This is a genomic window from Streptomyces sp. NPDC051963 (assembly GCF_044593495.1).
Lineage (GTDB): Bacteria > Actinomycetota > Actinomycetes > Streptomycetales > Streptomycetaceae > Streptomyces.
The window spans coordinates 606,093-623,290 of sequence record NZ_JBIUCC010000001.1; the positions used below are offsets into that span (position 1 = coordinate 606,093).

The following is a 17,198-nucleotide window of genomic DNA, read 5'->3' on the forward strand; positions in this document are numbered from 1 at the left end:
CCTCCTGGGGGTGGGGGGTGATCGAGAGGTTCACATCCATGAATCTCGATCCCTGTCCTGAACGAACGTCTCGGACGGTAGGACCAGACCAATCACCCGTCAAGGCATCGCGCACACACCTCATTCACACCGGTCCGGTGCGCCGGAGCCCCATGCGGGGCATGGTGGTCCTCGACGCGTTCGTCTGCCTGCCGTGCTCAGCTGGCGGAACGGCTGGAGGCAGGGTGGGATCAGAGGTGCGAAGCAGCGATCCAGGGGCATGCGAACAGCGTCCAGTGACACCGCCTGGAGCCGCAGAAGGGATGAACACCGTGACACGACCCAGGATCCTGGTGGTTGGGGCAGGCTTCGCCGGAGTGGGGTGCCTACGCCGCCTGGAGCGCAAACTCGCCGCGGACGAGGCCGACGTCACCCTGGTGACGCCGTTCGCCTACCAGCTCTATCTGCCGCTGCTGCCCCAGGTCGCCTCCGGCGTGCTGACGCCGCAGTCGATCGCCGTATCGCTGCGCCGCAGCAAGAAGTACCGCACCCGGATCATTCCGGGCGGCGCGATAGGCGTGGACCTCAAGGCGAAGGTCTGCGTCATCCGCACCATCAACGGCCAGATCGTCGACGAGCCGTACGACTACATCGTGCTGGCGCCCGGCAGCGTCACCCGTACCTTCGACATCCCCGGCCTCACGGACCACGCGTTCGGCATGAAGACCCTTGCCGAGGCCGCCTACATCCGCGACCACGTCATCTCCCAGCTCGACGTCGCCGACGCCAGCCAGGACCCGGCCGAACGCGCCTCGCGGCTGCAGTTCGTGGTCGTCGGCGGCGGGTACGCGGGCACCGAGACCGCGGCCTGCCTCCAGCGCCTGACGCACGCCGCCGTCAAGCGCTACCCCCGCATCGACCCCGCCCTGATCAAGTGGCATCTGATCGACATCGCCCCGAAGCTGATGCCCGAGCTCGGCGACAAACTCGGCCGCAGCGCGCAGGAGATCCTGGGCCGGCGCGGTATCGAGATCTCCCTGGGTGTGTCCATCGACAAGGCAGGGCCCGAGGAGGTCACGTTCACCGACGGGCGCGTGGTGCCCACCCGCACCCTGATCTGGACCGCCGGTGTGGTCGCCAGCCCGCTCATCGCCACGCTCGGCGCGGAGACGGTCCGGGGGCGGCTCGCGGTCGCCGCCGAGATGAACCTGCCCGGCCACGACGGTGTCTTCGCGCTCGGCGACGCGGCCGCGGTGCCCGACAAGGCCAAGGACGAGGAGGGTGCGGTCTGCCCGCCGACCGCGCAGCACGCCATGCGCCAGGGCAAGCACGTCGCCGACAACGTCATCTCGACCCTGCGCAACCGGCCGATGACGCCGTATGTCCACAAGGACCTCGGCCTGGTCGTCGACCTCGGTGGCAAGGACGCCGTGTCCAAGCCGCTCGGCATCGAACTGCGGGGCATGCCCGCCCAGGCGGTGGCCCGCGGCTACCACTGGTCGGCGCTGCGCACCAACGTCGCCAAGACGCGGGTCATGACGAACTGGGTGCTCAACGCGATCGCCGGCGACGATTTCGTACGCACCGGATTCCAGGCCCGCAAGCCCGCCAAGCTGCATGACTTCGAGTACACCAACGCCTATCTGACGCACGAACAGGTACAGGCGCATGTCGAGGGCACGGAGAGGCAGGAACAGTGAACCGGCCGCGCCCGACCGACCTCCGCTCCTGACCGCGTCGCCCGGCGTGCGATGCTGAGGTCCGGATCTTGGCGGGCGGCGGGAGTGAGTACGGCGGCGTGAGAGCAGCGGGACGAGGGGACCGGGCGCGGCTGCGGGACCTCGCGGCGGCGTCCGACCCCGGACTGCTCCGGCTGACCGCCGGGCTGCGGACGGTGGGCGCCATCGCTCTCGCGCTGGCCGTGCTGGCCCTGCTGGGTTCCGACGTGACCCATCTGGTGGCGGGGGCCATGGCGGCGATGGTCGCCACCTTCGCCATCCGGGAGAAACAGCGCGCCCAGCAGGCCGTCACGCTCGCGCTGGGGCTGCCGGTGGCGCTGGCCGCCGTGAGCCTGGGGGCGTTGCTGCACTCCCGCGTGGTGGCCGGTGACGTCTTCTTCGTCGTTCTCGTCTTCGCCGGTGTGTATGTGCGCCGGTTCGGCGAACGGGGCACCGCGCTGGGGCTGATCGGCTTCCAGGTGTACTTCCTGTCGCTGTTCGTCGGTGCCACCGTCTCGGCCCTGCCCGAGCTGTGCGGAGCGATCGTCATCGCCTTCCTGTGCAGCGCGGTGGTGCGCTTCGTGGTCGTGCCGCAGACGGCGACGGGGACGCTGGAGCGGCTGCGGGAGGCGTTCCGCGCCCGGATGGCACAACTCGTGTCCGCACAGCTCGACCTGCTGGACGCGGGCCCCGACGACGTGGACAAGGCGCTGGAGGACGTACGCGACGGCACCGCGCGCCTGCACGACACGGCCATGCTGATCCAGGACCGGCTCGATGACGGAACGTCCGACGAGACCGTGGCGCGGCTGGTGCAACGCCGGGTGGCGGACGCCGAGATCGCCGCCGAACGGCTCGGCCTGTTGCTGCTGACCGCGCGCAGCGCCGAGCGGGCGGACACGCTCACCCTGCACCTGCCGGGCGCGCCCGCACCGTCGGGCAGCCCGCTCCCGGTGCGGGACAAGGCGACCGCCACCCTGCGTCGCGATCTTGAGGCGCTCCGGCTGCTGGTCCTCAGGCCCGTCTCCCAGAACGCCGGTGCCGGACTGTCCCAGATCCGCAACCGGCTGCTCGGCTACCGCGACGAGGAGAACCTGCCGCCGGCGCCGCCCGCCGTCCAGGACGTCTTCCGGGGCATCGGCGAGACGGCCCGTGCGGTCCTCGGGCTGCGGATCGCCCTCGACGGTCCGCAGGACGAGTCGGACGACACCCCGTCGACGGCCCGCTCGCGCGAAGAGCTCGACGCCGAGGACGCGGCCATCATCGGCGCCGAGGAGAGCCAGCCGACCGAGAGTGGTCTGCGCCGCCCGACCACCCGGGCCGCCGTGCAGGTGGCCGTGGGCTCGGCGCTCGCCATCGTCGGTGGCGAGCTGCTGTCCAGCCAGCGCTGGTACTGGGCGGTGCTGACCTGCTGGATCGTCTTCCTCAACACGGCTTCGACGGGCGAGATCCTGGTCAAGGGCTATCGCCGGCTTCTCGGGACGATCCTCGGTGTGGTGGCCGGGATCGTGCTCGCGGGCCTCGTCGCCGGGCACACCTGGCCGGCGTTCGGGCTGGTGCTGCTGTTCGTGTTCGCGATGTTCTACACGGCGCCGCTGTCCTACACGCTGATGTCCTTCTTCGTCACCGCCGCACTGGGGCTGCTCTACACCCTGCTGCACACCTACAGCCTCTCGGTGCTGCTGCTGCGCGTGGAGGAGACCGCGCTCGGCGCGGCCTGCGGGATCGCCGCGGCGGCGCTGGTGCTGCCGGTCCGCACGGACCGTCGTACGAACGACCTCCTGGGTACGGTCCTTGAGCGACTCGGCGACGTCGCCGAGGCCGCCATCGACCAGCTCAGCGGCGGGCCCGAGGTCGAGCTGCTGGACAAGGCACGCGATCTGGACGAGGCGCTGGCCGATCTGAGCGCGGCCACTCAGCCGCTCACCCACCCGATCACGCCCCTGCGGACGCGGCGCGACACCGCCCGCTATGTGGTCGCGCTCCTGGAGACGTGCGCGTACCACGCGCGTGCCCTGGCGGCGACCGCCGAACTCCTGCCCACCCACCCGTCGATCGCGGCGGATCCCCGGCTGCGCCGGGCCGGACGGCGGATCGCGCACAACATCGAGGCCATCGCCGCGCAGGTCGCGGACGACCACAGCACCGCCGAGGTCGAGACCGGGGCGAGCATCGCCGCGCTCCTGGAGCCCGACGTCCCCGGCACCCCCAGGTTCGGCCGGGTCACCGACCGGGTGCTGCGGCATCTGCAACGCCTGGACGAGGGGCTGGTCGGTCTGGCACGGCCGTTGAACGTCCCCGTCGCGGCGCCGAAACGGTGACCCCGGGGGTTCAGGACAGCGACACCACGGCGGTGATGCACTTGCCGCCCGACGGCAGGTCGGCGACCCGTACGTCGCGGGCCAGCAGGCAGATGATCGGCCAGCCGCGCCCGCCGACCCGCTGCCGCCCCTGTCCGTCGAGCGGCGGCGCGGTCATCGGCAGGGCGTCGCTGCGGTCACAGACGGAGACCCGTACCGCGGGTCCTTCGACGTCGACACGGAAGTCCGTGACGCCGCCGCCGTGCAGGATCGCGTTGGTGGTCAGCTCCGTGGCGACGAGCAGCGCGTCCCCCAGGGCGTTGGCGCCACACGGGATTCCGGTGGCGCGACAGCGTTCGTTCACCACGCGCTCCACGGCCCTGCGCGCCTCGGCGGGTGCGCAGCTCCTCCCGGGACGGCTCACCGCCGACGCGCCGCGGCCGGGGTCGGTCCTGCGGTCCTCGTACATCCCTCTGGCTCCTGTTCGTACGGTGAGAAGCCGGGCCCGGCTGTACAAAAGGTCTCTGTGTTTCGGCTCACCCGTGCGCCCTCCGCCAAACCTCTTGCCGGAAACAGGAGTGCGGGCCATCCCCGCGCGACATCGGGGTACCCGGAGTCCATGACGGATGTCGTGGACTCGGACGAACTGCTGCGGCGCATCCAGCGGGCCAGGACCTACGCGGAACAGGAGGAGCGGATGTGGCGGTCGCGCAGCGATGCGCTCACACCCACCGATCCGGACAAGGCCAGGGACGCGGCGGTACGGACGCTGGCGTACGAGGCCGTGCTCCGGGTGCTGGACGAGATCGTCACCCCGGGCAGGCACAGTGAGCAGCGGTGAGGTCCCAAAACCCGGCCAGGGAGTGAAACCGGTCACGTGACCGGCTTCCGTGTGCGCAAAAGGCCCTTGAATGGTTTACCGTTCATTCATACGTGGTGACGGGGTCGACCGTATCCGTCCTCCGTCCGCCACCTTCAACGGCCCTGGCTGGCCTCCCCCGTCCAGCCAGGGCTTTTTCATGCCCGCGAGCGGACCCGGGGTTGCCGTCCGCAACTGCTGTCCGCCGAGGTGCTCCGGGCGTCGGCAGCGGCTGGAATGGGCGTAGGGAAAGCACCGGAACCGATCGCCGGCGAGGAGCCCTGTGTCATGACCAAAGCGATAAAACTGCTGACCGCACTTCCTCCGCCCCAGCGGCAGCACCTGATGGCACTCGCGCGGGAGGTCTCCTTCCCGGAGGACTCCCGGATCTTCGAGGCGGGCGGCCGGGCCGACCGCTTCTGGGTCGTCCGCTCGGGCGCGGTCTCGCTCACCCAGCGGGTGAACTCCCTGCAACGGGTCACCGTGGCGAGCCTCGGCGCGGGCGATCTGCTCGGCTGGTCCTGGCTGTTCCCGCCGCACGAGTGGGACTTCGGGGCGGAGGCGTTCAGCCCCGTACGCGCCTACGAGTTCGACGCGGCCGCCGTGCTCCGGCTGTGCGAGGAGGATCCGCCGCTCGGGCTGGCCCTGGTACGGATCGTGGCGGAGATCCTCGCGCACCGGCTGGAGCTGACCCGGGGCAAGCTCATGGAGCAGTACTCGATGCACCGGCGGGGCTCGCTGTAGGGCGTCAGACCCGATAGCGGCGCAGCGCGGGCATGGCGGCGGCCAGGCCCAGCATGACGGCGACGACCAGGATGCCGCCGCCCGCCACCGCCGTACGCGGTCCGAAGGCGGAGCCCGCGGTGCCGTGCAGGAGGTCGGCGAGGCGTGGGCCGCCCGCGACGACGACGGTGAACACGCCCTGCATCCGGCCGCGCATCTCGTCCGTGGCGGCGGACAGCAGGATCGCCCCGCGGAAGACCATCGAGACCATGTCGGCGATCCCGGCCACGGCCAGGAACGCCACCGCGAGCCACAGGTTGCCGCTCAGCCCGAAGCCGGTGACGGCCACGCCCCAGGCGACGACCGCGGCGATGACCATCCAGCCGTGCCGGCGGATGCGGGAGAACGTGCCGGAGAGCAGCCCGCCCGCCACCGCCCCGATGGGGATCGCCGCGAACAGCAGACCGAGGGCGAGCCCTTCGCCGTACGAGGCGTAGGTCTCGGCGGCGAGCTGCGGGAACAGGGCGCGGGGCATGCCGAGGACCATCGCGACGATGTCGGCGAGGAAGGACAGCAGCAGCACCTTGTGCAGCGAGATGTAGCGGAACCCGGCCCCGATCTCGCGCAGCCCGGCCCGGCGGGCCGACCGGCCGTCCAGCGGCGGCAGCGAGGGCAGTCGTACGACGGCCCAGACCACGGCGCACAGGGCGAGCGCGTCGATCAGATACAGCTCGGGCAGGCCGATGACGGGGATGAGGGCGCCGGCCAGCAGGGGGCCCGCGACCAGGCCGGTCTGCATGACGGTGGAGCCGAGGGCGTTCGCGGCGGGCAGTTCGTGTTCGGGGACCAGACGGGCGATGGAGGCGTTGCGGGCCGGGGCGTTGAGGCCGAAGAAGGCCTGTTGGACGGCGAGCAGGATCATCAGCACCGCCACGGAGTCGAGGCCGGCGGCGGCCTGGATCCAGAACAGCAGTGAGGTCACGGCTATGCCGATGTTGGTGATCAGCAGCAGCTTGCGGCGGTCCACGGTGTCGGCGACGGCGCCGCCCCACAGGGCGAACACGACCATGGGCAGGAGACCTGCCAGGCTGGCGTAGCCGACCCAGGCGGAGGAGCCGGTGATGTCGTAGATCTGCTTGGGCACGGCGACGGCGGTGAGCTGGCTGCCGACGGCGGTGACGATGGTCGAGCTCCACAGGCGGCGATAGGCCGGGCGGCGCAGCGGACGGGTGTCCATCGCCCAGCGGCGCCAGCCACGGCGGGGCGGCGGAGCCTGTTCGGCGGCCTCTGAGTCGGGGTGGGTGCTGCTCTCGCTCGTGTCCACGGGGTTCCTGGGTGCTCGCTACATCTATCGGGTCCGGGGATCACTATGGCAGCAGTTCCGCCAGCCGGGCGGCGGCGCTGTCCAGGAGCATCTCCAGGGCCGTCGGGTAGGCGCTGGTGACCATGCGGGTCGCCAGGAGGGGTGCCGCCTCGGCGATGCGGGGGTGGGTGGCGCGGGGCAGGCGGGCGTACGTCGAGCGCCATATGTCCTCGTCGGCGTGGAGCGAGGAGCTCGGCAGGGTCAGTGAGGCGGAGTCGAGCGCGGCGAAGGCCAGGCTCTGGTCGATGAAGGCCTGGTAGATGCGTACGGTGTCCGGCACTGGGAACCCGGCCGTGCGCAGTACGTCCAGGACGGCCTCGTCGGCGGCCAGTTCGTTGGAGCGCCCGGTGACCCGGTTCGCCGTGAGCAGCGCCGCCTGCGGATGGGCGACGTACGCGGCGTGGACGCGCAGCCCGAAGGCGCGCAGGTCCTCCCGCCACTCCCCCGTGGGCCGCCAGCCCCGCAGCGCCTGGCCGATGAGCGCGTCGCCGATCGCGAGGGTCAGGTCGTCCATGCCGCGGAAGTAGCGGTACAGCGTGCTCGGGTCGGCGTCGAGGGCCAGTCCCAGCCGGCGTGCGGTGAGTCCGGAGCTGCCGTGCTCGCGCAGCATGCGCAGGGCGGTCTCGACGATCAGCTGTTCGGACAGCACGGTGCCGCTTCTGGTCGGCCGACGCCGGCGCCGCTTCTCCTCGGGCACCACGGGTTTGGGCACGGCGTCCTCCTTATGCCAACGCCATTGACCTTATGCGAGCGGGCGTCGTTGTATCCCTGTGGGGCCCCGTCCTCGCCGTTCGACCGACAGGAAGTGCTTGTCATGCGTGTACTGCTCGTGGGCGCCGGTGGTGTGGGCACCGCCGTCACCCGGATCGCGGCCCGGCGGTCCTTCTTCGAGGCGATGGTGGTCGCCGACTACGACCGGGCAAGGGCGGACGCGGCCGTCGCGGCGGTCGGCGACCCGAGGTTCTGTGCCGAGCGCGTGGACGCGGGCGACGAGGCGGCGGTGACCGCGCTGCTGGAGCGGCACGCGTGCGACGTGCTCCTCAACGCCACCGACCCGCGCTTCGTGATGCCGCTGTTCCGGGCGGCGCACACGGCCGGCGCCACCTATGTCGACATGGCGATGTCGCTGTCGCATCCCCACCCCGACCGGCCCTACGACGAATGCGGGGTCAAGCTCGGCGACGCCCAGTTCGCGCAGGCCGCCGACTGGGAGAAGGCGGGCGTGCTGGCGCTCGTCGGCATGGGGGTGGAGCCGGGCCTGTCCGACGTCTTCGCCCGGCACGCCGCCGATGAACTCTTCGACGAGATCGAGGAGATCGGCATCCGTGACGGCGCCGATCTCACCGTCGACGGCTACGACTTCGCCCCGTCCTTCAGCATCTGGACCACGATCGAGGAGTGCCTGAACCCACCGGTGGTCTACGAGGCCGACCGCGGATGGTTCACCACGGCGCCCTTCAGCGAGCCGGAGGTCTTCGACTTCCCCGAGGGCATCGGCCCGGTCGAGTGCGTGAACGTGGAGCACGAGGAGGTCCTGCTCGTGCCCCGCTGGGTCGACGCCCGCCGGGTGACCTTCAAGTACGGACTGGGTGAGGAGTTCATCCAGACCCTCAGGACACTGCACCTGCTGGGCCTGGACCGCACCGACCCGGTGACGGTACCGAGCGCGGCGGGACCGGTCGCGGTGTCACCCCGTGACGTGGTCGCCGCGTGTCTGCCCGACCCGGCCACGTTGGGCGAGCGGATGCACGGCAAGACGTGCGCGGGCACCTGGGTGCGGGGCACCAAGGACGGCGCGCCGCGCGAGGTGTATCTGTACCACGTGGTCGACAACCAGTGGTCGATGGCGGAGTACGGCAGCCAGGCGGTCGTCTGGCAGACCGCCGTCAACCCCGTCGTCGCCCTCGAACTCCTCGCCACCGGTGCCTGGTCGGGCTCGGGCGTCCTCGGCCCGGAGGCGTTCCCGGCCCGTCCCTTCCTGGACCTGCTGACGGCGTACGGCTCCCCCTGGGGGATGCGCGAGCAATGAGAGCGTCCGCGGCCTAGGTCGGGCCGCCCGGCAACCGCAGGGTGAAGACGCTGCCCTTGCCGGGCTCGCTCACCGCCTCGGCCGTTCCGCCGTGGGCGGCGACGAGATGGCGGACTATGGGCAGACCGAGCCCGCTGCCGCCCGTGCGACGGCTGCGGGACTTCTCCGCGCGCCAGAACCGGTCGAAGACATGCGGCAGGTCCTCGGACGCGATGCCCGTGCCGGTGTCCGAGACCTCCAGGACGACCTCGTCGCCGTCATCGCGTACGGCGAGCGTGACGGTGCCGCCCGCCGGGGTGTGGCGCACCGCGTTGGAGACCAGGTTGCCGAGCGCCTGACGCATGCGGACCGGGTCGGCGTCCAGCCACGGCTCGCCCTCCACGGCGGTGCACAGGTCGACGCCGGCCGCGTCGGCCGCGACGCGGTGGGCCGCGGCGACCTGCTGGAGGAGTTCGTCGCAGCGCACGGGCTCACGGTGCAGGCGCAGGGTGCCCGCGTCGGCGGCCGCGAGGTCCTGGAGGTCGTCGATGACGCGCTGGAGGACGAGGGCCTCCTCGTGCAGCGAGGCGAGCAGGGCCGGGTCCGGGTCGACGACACCGTCCCGGGTGACCTCCAGCCAGCCGCGGATGTTGGTGAGCGGGGTGCGCAGTTCATGGGCGATGTCGCTGACCATCGCCTTGCGCTGGGCTTCCAGGCGTTCGCGGCGTTCGGTCAGGTCGTTGAAGGCGGCGGCCAGGATGCCGGTCTCGTCCCGGGTGGTGACGGGGACCCGGACATGGCGCTCCGGGGGCTGCTGGGCCGCCGCGGTCAGCGCGCGCAACGGCCGTACGAGCCGGGTGGCGATCACGGCGGTGACGGCCACGGTGACGGCGAGCACGACCCCCGCGGTGCCCACGATCTTCGCCTTGTTGGCCGGGGACATGTCGAACCGCACGGCGGGGGTGTCCCCGCCGCCCAGGAACAGTTCGGCGACCGGTGCCACATAGGGGTCGAGCTGGGCGCGGTGCGCATCGTCGAGGCAGGACTCCGCCTCCTTCATCTCCACGGCGCCGTCCTTGGCGAAGCGGGGATCCATGGACGGGCTCAGGTAGGCCGGGCCACGGAGGCCGGTCCCGAGGGACACGGGCATTCCGGGGTCCAGGCCCGCCCGGGTCAGACAGGCGCGGGAGAGTCGCTGAAGCGCGCTCAGCGCCTTCGCTTCCGTGGGGGTCGGCGTGTTGAGCAGTCCGTCGGCGCACGGCTCGGGCACGTACGTGGGCTGATCGGTGCCGTCCGCGTCGGCCACCACCGGGCGGCCGCTCGGCGTGCGCGCGAGGGTGGTCTCCACGCCGTAGAGGTCGAAGCAGCTTCGTCGTTTCCGGGCCAGGAGGTCGAGCTTGGTGCGTTCCTCCTTCGTGAGCCGGTACGGCCCCACGACGCGCGGGTCGATGCCGCTCTGCTGGGCGCCGCGCTCGCTGTAGGTGTCGATGCGCAGCGGGTCCACGGCGGCGGCGGCGCTCGGCGGCAGGGAGGTGCCGGGCGGCGCGGAGTCGGCGATGATCGTACGGCCGGGCGTGGTCAGGGCGATCCGGCGTCCCGTCTTCGCGGACAGCTCCGCCACGGTCGCTGTGACTCCCTTCCAGTCGCGATGGGTGGCCGCGTAGCCGCTGAGTTCGGCGAGTACCTCCATGTCCGTGGCCAGGGCCTGGCCCTGTTCCTCCCTGAGGGCGCGGGTGGTGGTCGCCACGGCCAGCCACGCGGTCGCCGCGACCGAGCACACGGCGATGAGGCCGGAGGCGATCAGCAATCTCACCAGGAGGCGCTTGTGCAGGGGGATGCGTCCGCTCATCCGTGACCGCCGCTGAGCTTGTAGCCGACGCCGAACACGGTCAGCAGCCTCACCGGGCGGCGCGGATCGGCCTCGATCTTCCGGCGCAGGTTCATGATGTGGACGTCTACGGCCCGTTCCGTGGATGCCCGGTCGGTGCCCCGGGTGACCTCCAGCAACTGCCGCCGGGAGAAGACCCGTTCCGGTTCCCCGGCCATGGCCAGCAGGATCTCGAACTCGGCCGGCGTGCACTCCACCGGCGCCCCGTCGCAGCGCACCTCGTGCCGTACGGGATCGACCGCGAGTCCGGCGGCGCGTACGACGGGATCCTCGCGCCGGTCGGTCTGTGCGCGTCCGCTGCGCCGTAGGACGGTCCGGATACGGGCCATCAGCTCGCGCGGGCTGTACGGCTTGACCATGTAGTCGTCCGCGCCCAGCTCCAGGCCGAGCAGGACGTCGTCCTCGGCCGAGCGCGCGGTGAGCATCAGGACCGGGATGTCGTCGTCGGCGCGCAGCACCCGGCACACCCCGAAGCCGTCGATCACGGGGAGCATCAGGTCCAGGACGACGAGGTCGGGGGTGAGCCGCCGGGCCGCGTCGAGGGCGGCCCGTCCGTCATGGACGACGGTGGCGGTGTGGCCCTCCGCGATCAGGGAGCGGCGTATGAGTTCGGCCTGCATCGCGTCGTCCTCGGCGACCAGTACATGTGCACACACGGGGCGGATCCTAAGCGGTCAGCGGGCCAGGGACGTGGCGTCGCCCATGACGACCACGGGGTGGAGCGCCGGGTCCAGCGTCAGGAGCAGTTCCTTCATGTGCTCCTTCGCGATGCTCACGCACCCGTGTGTGGGGCCGCCGTGGTCGACGTGGAACCATATCCCGCCGCCGCGGTTCTCGCCGAGGGGCCGGGTCCAGTCCAGGGGCGACGTCCCGGGCTGCCGGTTGTAGCCGATGGCGACGACGTAGTCGAAGGAGCCGGCCAGCGGCTCGCCCTCGAAGCCGGTACCGGTCAGGGTGAAAGCGGAGGACTGGCTGTACGGCAGCTTGGCTCCGGGGTCCGCCAGCAGACCGCCGGCGTCCGTGAGGGCGTAGACGCCGATGGGTGAGCGCAGATCGCCGAGCTCGTGGTGGTCGGTCCAGCCCTTGAAGGCGTTGTGCGCGGGCCAGCTCGCGCCCGCCTGCCAGCCTGCGGAGGTGCGTTCGTACAGGACGACGGTGGAGCGCGAGGAGTTCTTGCCCCGACCGGTCACCACGACGGCCTGCCGGGCGTCGGGCGGCACCTGCGCCAGGGTTTTCGGTCCGAGTCCGGGCAGCTGCCGCGGAGCCGCCTCGATGGAGATCTCGGGGGCGGGGGTGTTCGGCGCGGGGGCCGCGGCGGTCGCGGACTCGTGGTCAGTGGCCGCCGTGGCACCGGCGCCGCAGCCGGTCAGGAGCAGGGATGCGGCGAGCAGGGCCACACCGGGCTTGCGTGCGATCATGGTTCGACCTTGACCGACACTTGTAAGGAACTGGTCAGTTTCCAGGCGGTGTTCGGCCGGCCCGGCGCATAGAGTCGGGTATCGAACAGGTTGTCCGGGTTCTCCCGGACGCCGAGTCGCCCTGTCGAAAGGCACCGCCGTGAGCGTTCGCGTCCGTCGCGTCTACGACCCGCCCGAGCCCGAGGACGGCGTGCGCATCCTGGTCGACCGGCTGTGGCCGCGCGGTCTGTCGAAGGACGCGGCGCGGGTGGACGAGTGGCCGAAGGGGCTCACCCCGTCGACCGAGCTGCGCCGCTGGTACCACGCGGGCGAGGCGTCGTACGAGGAGTTCAGCGGTCGCTACGAGGCGGAGCTCGCCGCACCCGAGGCCGCCGAACTGCTCGGGACCGTCAGGGAGTCCGCCGCCAAGGGCCCCGTGACGCTGCTGACCGCGTCCAAGGACCCCGAGCACAGTCACGCCGCCGTGCTGGCCCGCCTTCTCCAGGACTGAGAAGGCGGGCCCGCCCGCGCGGGATCAGCCGGTCTGCTTCGCCGCCGCCCGCCCCGCCGCGCGCCCCGAGAAGAGGCAGCCGCCGAGGAAGGTGCCCTCCAGGGCGTTGTAGCCGTGGACGCCGCCGCCGCCGAAGCCGGCCACCTCGCCCGCCGCGTACAGACCGCCGATCGGCTCCCCGTCGACGCCCAGGGCGCGGGAGTCGAGGTCGGTCTGGATGCCGCCGAGGGTCTTGCGGGTCAGGACGTGCAGCTTGACGCCGATCAGGGGTCCGGCGGCCGGGTCGAGGATGCGGTGCGGGGTCGCGACCCGGCCCAGGCGGTCACCGATGTAGCGGCGGGCGTTGCGGATCCCCTGGACCTGGGAGTCCTTCGCGTAGGGGTTGGCGATCTGAAGGTCGCGGGCCTCGATCTGGCGCCGCACCTGTGCGCCATCGAGGAGCGGCTTGTCGGTCAACTGGTTCATCTTCTCGACGAGTTGGTCGAGCGTGGCGGCCACGACGAAGTCCGCCCCCTTGCGCAGGAACGCGTCGACCGGTCCCGGCGCGCCCTTGCCCAGCACACGCTCGCGCAGGAACGCCTTGCGGTCCTTGGAGGTGATGTCGGGGTTCTGCTCGGAGCCCGACAGCGCGAACTCCTTCTCGATGATCTTCTGGGTGAGGATGAACCAGGAGTGGTCGTACCCGGCGATGTCCTCGGTGGTGCGCAGATGCTTCAGGGTGCCGAGCGTGTCGTATCCGGGCAGGCACGGATCGGGCAGCCGACGGCCGAGCGCGTCGAACCACATCGAGGACGGGCCGGGCAGGATGCGGATGCCGTGGCCGGGCCAGATCGGGTCCCAGTTCTGCAGGCCCTCGGTGTAGTGCCACATCCGGTCGCGGTTGACCAGCCGCACACCGGCCCGGTCGCTGATGTCGAGCATGCGTCCGTCGACGTACGCCGGAACGCCCGTGACCATCTCGGCGGGCGCGGTGCCCATACGCTCGGGCCAGTAGCGACGGACGATGTCGTGGTTGGCGCCGATGCCGCCGGTGGTGACGACCACGGCCTGGGCGGTGAGTTCGAAGTCGCCGATCCGGTCGCGGTTGGAGGAGACGCCGCGGGCCGAGCGGTCCTCGGCGAGAACCGTGCCGCGCACACCGCGCACCGAGCCCTCCTCGACGACCAGTTCGTCCACCTGGTGCCGGTGGTGGAAGGTGAGCAGCCCGTCGCGCGCCGCCTGCTTCGCGTGGCCGACGAACGGCTCGACGACACCCGTGCCCGTGCCCCAGGCGATGTGGAAGCGGGGTACGGAGTTGCCGTGTCCGTCGGCCCGCAGGTCGCCGCGCTCCGCCCAGCCGACGGTCGGCAGGAACGAGATGCCGTGCCCGGCGAGCCACGAGCGCTTCTCCCCCGCCGCGAACTCCACGTAGGCGCGCGCCCAGCGCACCGCCCAGGAGTCCTCGTCCTCGACACGGTCGAACTGCGCGCTGCCCTGCCAGTCGTTCCACGCGAGGTCGAAGGAGTCCTTGATGCCCAGGCGCCGCTGCTCCGGGGAGTCGACCAGGAACAGCCCGCCGAAGGACCAGAACGCCTGGCCGCCGAGGTTGGCGGCGTTCTCCTGGTCGACCAGGGCGACCCTGCGGCCCCGGCTGGTGAGTTCGTGCGCCGCGACCAGGCCGGCCAGGCCCGCTCCGACGACGATGACATCGGCATCCATGGCGAGGGTCCCTTTCCTCATACGGTTGTGTCGCTGCCGTCGGTGAGCAGCGCGGTCAGCAGCTGCTTGAGCCAGGCCCGCGCGTGCTCGGCGTCCCGGTCCAGCAGCAGTTGGGTGGTGACTCCGTCGTACGCGCCGACCACCGCGTGGGCGGCGGCGTCGATGTCGCCCAGCACGGCGGGCAGTTCGGTGCGAGCCCGGACGCGACCGAGCCGCTCCGCGATCGCACCCCGCAGCCGCGCCCGGTGCTCCAGCAGGGTCCGTGCCACCTCCGGGTCACGGGCGGCATGCACCAGGAAGTCCGTCTTCACCAGCAGCCAGTCCCGGTCGAGCAGCAGCACCTCGGTGACGCGGTCGACGGCGGCGGGCACGTCGAGGTCGGGGCCGTCGAGGGCGAGCGCCCCGGACACCTGCTCGGCGATCAGATCGGCACGCTGCCGGTACAGGGCGAAGAACAGCTCGTCGAGGCTGGCGAAGTTCGAGTAGAAGGCACCCCGGCTGTACCCGGCCGCCTCGCAGACCTCCTCGATGGAGACCCTGCCGAACCCTTTGGCCGCGAACACGGCGAACGCGGCGTCGAGCAGGTTGGCGCGCGTGCGGACGCGGCGTCTGGTCACGCGCCCGGTCGTCGCCTCGGTCACCATGTCCCGCCCCTCGTTCGATACGTGAATGTATCCGATACACGAATGTATCCAAAGGGCCGGGACACCAAGAGTTCACTCACCCTCGTTGGAACATATTTTCGAATTAGGGTTACGCTGGATCCATGACCAGGCACCTCCAGGGCTCGCTCTTCGACCAGGCGGACCGGCTCCGGCTCGGCTCCCTCGACGCGATGCGCCGCACCGAGCTGGGCCGCGGCGCATGGATCGACGTCCTGCCCGGGTGGCTGGAGGGCTCCGACGTCCTGTTCGAACAGCTGGCCACCGAGGTGCCCTGGCGTGCGGAACGGCGCACGATGTACGACCACCTCGTCGACGTACCCCGCCTACTGGCGTTCTACGGCGCCGGCGACCCGCTGCCGCACCCCGTGCTGGACGAAGCGCGGGACGCGCTCTGCGCCCACTACGCCGGCGAACTGGGCGAGCCCTTCACCACGGCCGGGCTGTGCCACTACCGCGACGGCCGGGACAGCGTCGCCTGGCACGGCGACCGGATCGGGCGGGGCGCACGGGAGGACACGATGGTCGCGATCCTCTCCGTGGGTTCACCCCGCGATCTGCTGCTGCGCCCGATGCGCGGCGGGGACACGGTCCGGCGTCCGCTGGGCCACGGGGACCTCATCGTGATGGGCGGCTCCTGCCAGCGGACCTGGGAGCACGCCGTACCGAAGACCACCCGGGCCGCGGGACCGCGCATCAGCGTGCAGTTCCGCCCGGACGGCGTGCACTGAGGCGGAGAGGCGGCCGCTTCGGATGCGCGCGGGGGCTGCCTCCGGCGGACGGTGCCGGAGGCAGCCTCACCCCTGACGGAACCCTGTCGTCCCCGCCCGTCCTCCCCCACACTGGGCCGGACTTTGGGGGTCGCATGGACACGGAATCCACGCGGACGACCGCCGCTCCCCGGCGCCGGGAACTGGACGCGCTGCGGGCGCTCGTCGTGGTGGGCCTGGTCTTCTTCCATGCCGCCCTGGTCTTCTCCCCCGACGACGACTTCTACGTCAAGAACGCCGACACGACGGACGCCGTCACCGTCGTCGCCGGGCTCGGTGTGATCTGGGCGATGCCCCTGCTGTTCCTCGTCGCCGGCCTCGGCGCCCGGTACTCGATCCGCCGCCGCGGCCCGGGCGGCTTCGCCCGCGAACGCCTGCTGCGCCTGGGCGTCCCCCTGGTCTTCGCGACGCTCACCATCGTCCCCGTCCCGCAGTGGCTGCGGCTGCGCGCCGCCGACCCCGGCTACGACGAGTCGTACTGGAGCTTCTGGCCCCGCTTCTTCCACGTCCACCTGGATCTCGCGGACTTCCCCTTCGTCCTCGAAGGCGAGCACTTCGAGACCGGCCACCTGTGGTTCGTCGTCCTGCTGCTCGCCTTCTGCCTGCTCCTCGCGCCCGTCGCCGCCGCCGTCGCGGCAGGCGCCGAGCGAGCGGGAGCCGCGGTGGAACGCAGGCCCGCCCTGCTCCTCCTGCCCGCCCTGCCCCTCGCCCTGCTCAACTCCCTTGCCGGAATGGAGGAGAACTACGCGGGCTGGAACCGCTGGGCGTACCTGCTGTTCTTCGTCTACGGCTACGCACTCGCCGGCGACGAACGGATCCGTGCCGCCATGCGCCGCCTCGCCCGGCCCGTCGGAGCGCTCGGGATCGTCCTGTTCTGCGGAACCGCACCGGGGTTCCTCGAGGAGGACGACCCGTTCACCGACTGGACCCCGCTCGCGCTGGTCACCCGGGCGGTGTTCGGGGCAGCGGGCTGGTGCTGGGTGGTGGCGATCATGGGGCTGCTGGACCGGCCCCGTGAGCGCGGCGCGTCCGCGAGCCCACGCCCCGGGCTGCTCCTGCCGTACTTCGCTCTCGCCGCGCTTCCGCTGTACGTGCTGCACCAGCCGGTCGTGGTCGCCTTCGCCTACGGGGTCGTGGGCTGGGACGCGCCGATCCCCGTCAAGTACGCGGTGATCGTCACCTGTTCGCTGGCCGTGATTCTCCTGGTGTACGAGTTCGCGGTCCGCAGGACGAGAGTGACGCGTTTCCTGTTCGGGATGCGCTGACCCGGAGGCGTCGGACCCCTCGTCGTCTGCTTTGCTGGTGCCGTCGGGCACGGACTC

Annotated in this window: 16 protein-coding genes; 8 read left to right on the top strand and 8 right to left on the bottom strand. The window is 71.6% G+C overall.

The genetic code is table 11. The features are described from left to right. The first annotated feature begins 302 nt into the window (after nt 1-302). Nucleotides 303-1,679 carry an NAD(P)/FAD-dependent oxidoreductase gene (locus ACIHFB_RS02485; protein ID WP_365268864.1) on the top strand — a complete coding sequence of 459 codons (1,377 nt, stop codon included), beginning with the start codon at nt 303-305 and terminating at the stop codon, nt 1,677-1,679. A gap of 98 nt (nt 1,680-1,777) precedes the next feature. Next, the gene (locus ACIHFB_RS02490; RefSeq protein WP_400124960.1) at nt 1,778-4,018 is read left to right on the top strand and encodes an FUSC family protein; all 2,241 of its coding nucleotides are present in this window, start codon (nt 1,778-1,780) and stop codon (nt 4,016-4,018) included. Between the two features lie 10 nt (nt 4,019-4,028). Here ACIHFB_RS02490 and ACIHFB_RS02495 read toward each other — a convergent pair whose 3' ends face one another. Continuing rightward, on the bottom strand, nt 4,029-4,466 hold the full coding sequence (locus ACIHFB_RS02495) for an ATP-binding protein (protein ID WP_365268869.1): 438 nt from the start codon (nt 4,464-4,466) through the stop codon (nt 4,029-4,031). 150 nt (nt 4,467-4,616) lie between these two features. Here ACIHFB_RS02495 and ACIHFB_RS02500 point away from each other — a divergent pair, with 150 nt between their 5' ends. After that, nucleotides 4,617-4,838, top strand: a complete 222-nt coding sequence (locus ACIHFB_RS02500) for a hypothetical protein (RefSeq protein ID WP_365268872.1) — start codon at nt 4,617-4,619, stop codon at nt 4,836-4,838. Nucleotides 4,839-5,144: 306 nt separating this feature from the next. After that, complete coding sequence (locus ACIHFB_RS02505; RefSeq protein ID WP_365268875.1) at nt 5,145-5,600, top strand: cyclic nucleotide-binding domain-containing protein; 456 nt, start codon at nt 5,145-5,147, stop codon at nt 5,598-5,600. Nucleotides 5,601-5,604: 4 nt separating this feature from the next. Here ACIHFB_RS02505 and ACIHFB_RS02510 read toward each other — a convergent pair whose 3' ends face one another. Continuing rightward, nucleotides 5,605-6,903 carry an MFS transporter gene (locus ACIHFB_RS02510; RefSeq protein WP_400124961.1) on the bottom strand — a complete coding sequence of 433 codons (1,299 nt, stop codon included), beginning with the start codon at nt 6,901-6,903 and terminating at the stop codon, nt 5,605-5,607. 43 nt (nt 6,904-6,946) lie between these two features. Continuing rightward, on the bottom strand, nt 6,947-7,654 hold the full coding sequence (locus tag ACIHFB_RS02515) for a TetR/AcrR family transcriptional regulator (protein ID WP_365268881.1): 708 nt from the start codon (nt 7,652-7,654) through the stop codon (nt 6,947-6,949). Nucleotides 7,655-7,756: 102 nt separating this feature from the next. Here ACIHFB_RS02515 and ACIHFB_RS02520 point away from each other — a divergent pair, with 102 nt between their 5' ends. Continuing rightward, a complete protein-coding gene (locus ACIHFB_RS02520; protein WP_365268884.1) occupies nt 7,757-8,971 on the top strand; it encodes a saccharopine dehydrogenase C-terminal domain-containing protein in 1,215 nt (404 codons plus the stop codon). A 13-nt stretch (nt 8,972-8,984) separates the two neighbouring features. Here the strand turns inward: ACIHFB_RS02520 and ACIHFB_RS02525 are convergent, their stop codons facing one another. The 3 genes from ACIHFB_RS02525 to ACIHFB_RS02535 are packed head-to-tail and all read right to left on the bottom strand — an operon-like array spanning nt 8,985 to nt 12,256. Beyond that, nucleotides 8,985-10,799, bottom strand: coding sequence for a HAMP domain-containing sensor histidine kinase (locus tag ACIHFB_RS02525; protein WP_365268887.1), 1,815 nt, complete (start codon nt 10,797-10,799; stop codon nt 8,985-8,987). Beyond that, nucleotides 10,796-11,494 (bottom strand): response regulator transcription factor, encoded by a 699-nt coding sequence (locus tag ACIHFB_RS02530; RefSeq protein ID WP_365268890.1) that lies wholly within the window; start codon nt 11,492-11,494, stop codon nt 10,796-10,798. Before ACIHFB_RS02530 ends, ACIHFB_RS02525 begins: the two co-directional genes overlap by 4 nt. Nucleotides 11,495-11,512: 18 nt before the next feature. Next, complete coding sequence (locus tag ACIHFB_RS02535) at nt 11,513-12,256, bottom strand: L,D-transpeptidase family protein (RefSeq protein ID WP_365268892.1); 744 nt, start codon at nt 12,254-12,256, stop codon at nt 11,513-11,515. 139 nt (nt 12,257-12,395) lie between these two features. Here ACIHFB_RS02535 and ACIHFB_RS02540 point away from each other — a divergent pair, with 139 nt between their 5' ends. Next, the gene (locus ACIHFB_RS02540) at nt 12,396-12,746 is read left to right on the top strand and encodes a DUF488 domain-containing protein (RefSeq protein ID WP_400124962.1); all 351 of its coding nucleotides are present in this window, start codon (nt 12,396-12,398) and stop codon (nt 12,744-12,746) included. Nucleotides 12,747-12,770: 24 nt separating this feature from the next. Here the strand turns inward: ACIHFB_RS02540 and ACIHFB_RS02545 are convergent, their stop codons facing one another. Then, entirely contained in the window at nt 12,771-14,444 is a 1,674-nt protein-coding gene (locus ACIHFB_RS02545) for an FAD-binding dehydrogenase (RefSeq protein WP_365268898.1), read from the bottom strand. Between the two features lie 17 nt (nt 14,445-14,461). After that, nucleotides 14,462-15,088 carry a TetR/AcrR family transcriptional regulator gene (locus ACIHFB_RS02550; protein WP_365268900.1) on the bottom strand — a complete coding sequence of 209 codons (627 nt, stop codon included), beginning with the start codon at nt 15,086-15,088 and terminating at the stop codon, nt 14,462-14,464. A 122-nt stretch (nt 15,089-15,210) separates the two neighbouring features. Between ACIHFB_RS02550 and ACIHFB_RS02555 the strand changes: the two genes are divergently transcribed. Then, nucleotides 15,211-15,837, top strand: coding sequence for an alpha-ketoglutarate-dependent dioxygenase AlkB (locus tag ACIHFB_RS02555; RefSeq protein ID WP_365268903.1), 627 nt, complete (start codon nt 15,211-15,213; stop codon nt 15,835-15,837). 134 nt (nt 15,838-15,971) lie between these two features. Then, the gene (locus tag ACIHFB_RS02560) at nt 15,972-17,141 is read left to right on the top strand and encodes an acyltransferase (protein WP_365268905.1); all 1,170 of its coding nucleotides are present in this window, start codon (nt 15,972-15,974) and stop codon (nt 17,139-17,141) included. Nucleotides 17,142-17,198: the final 57 nt, after the last annotated feature.

Coding starts and splice junctions, on each gene's coding strand:
- ACIHFB_RS02495 (WP_365268869.1), bottom strand. CDS start 4,466: ATGTACGAGGACCGCAGGACCGACCCCGGCCGCGGCGCGTCGGCGGTG.
- ACIHFB_RS02505 (WP_365268875.1), top strand. CDS start 5,145: ATGACCAAAGCGATAAAACTGCTGACCGCACTTCCTCCGCCCCAGCGG.
- ACIHFB_RS02525 (WP_365268887.1), bottom strand. CDS start 10,799: ATGAGCGGACGCATCCCCCTGCACAAGCGCCTCCTGGTGAGATTGCTG.
- ACIHFB_RS02560 (WP_365268905.1), top strand. CDS start 15,972: ATGGACACGGAATCCACGCGGACGACCGCCGCTCCCCGGCGCCGGGAA.
- ACIHFB_RS02535 (WP_365268892.1), bottom strand. CDS start 12,256: ATGATCGCACGCAAGCCCGGTGTGGCCCTGCTCGCCGCATCCCTGCTC.
- ACIHFB_RS02520 (WP_365268884.1), top strand. CDS start 7,757: ATGCGTGTACTGCTCGTGGGCGCCGGTGGTGTGGGCACCGCCGTCACC.
- ACIHFB_RS02485 (WP_365268864.1), top strand. CDS start 303: ATGAACACCGTGACACGACCCAGGATCCTGGTGGTTGGGGCAGGCTTC.
- ACIHFB_RS02555 (WP_365268903.1), top strand. CDS start 15,211: ATGACCAGGCACCTCCAGGGCTCGCTCTTCGACCAGGCGGACCGGCTC.
- ACIHFB_RS02545 (WP_365268898.1), bottom strand. CDS start 14,444: ATGGATGCCGATGTCATCGTCGTCGGAGCGGGCCTGGCCGGCCTGGTC.
- ACIHFB_RS02500 (WP_365268872.1), top strand. CDS start 4,617: ATGACGGATGTCGTGGACTCGGACGAACTGCTGCGGCGCATCCAGCGG.
- ACIHFB_RS02550 (WP_365268900.1), bottom strand. CDS start 15,088: ATGGTGACCGAGGCGACGACCGGGCGCGTGACCAGACGCCGCGTCCGC.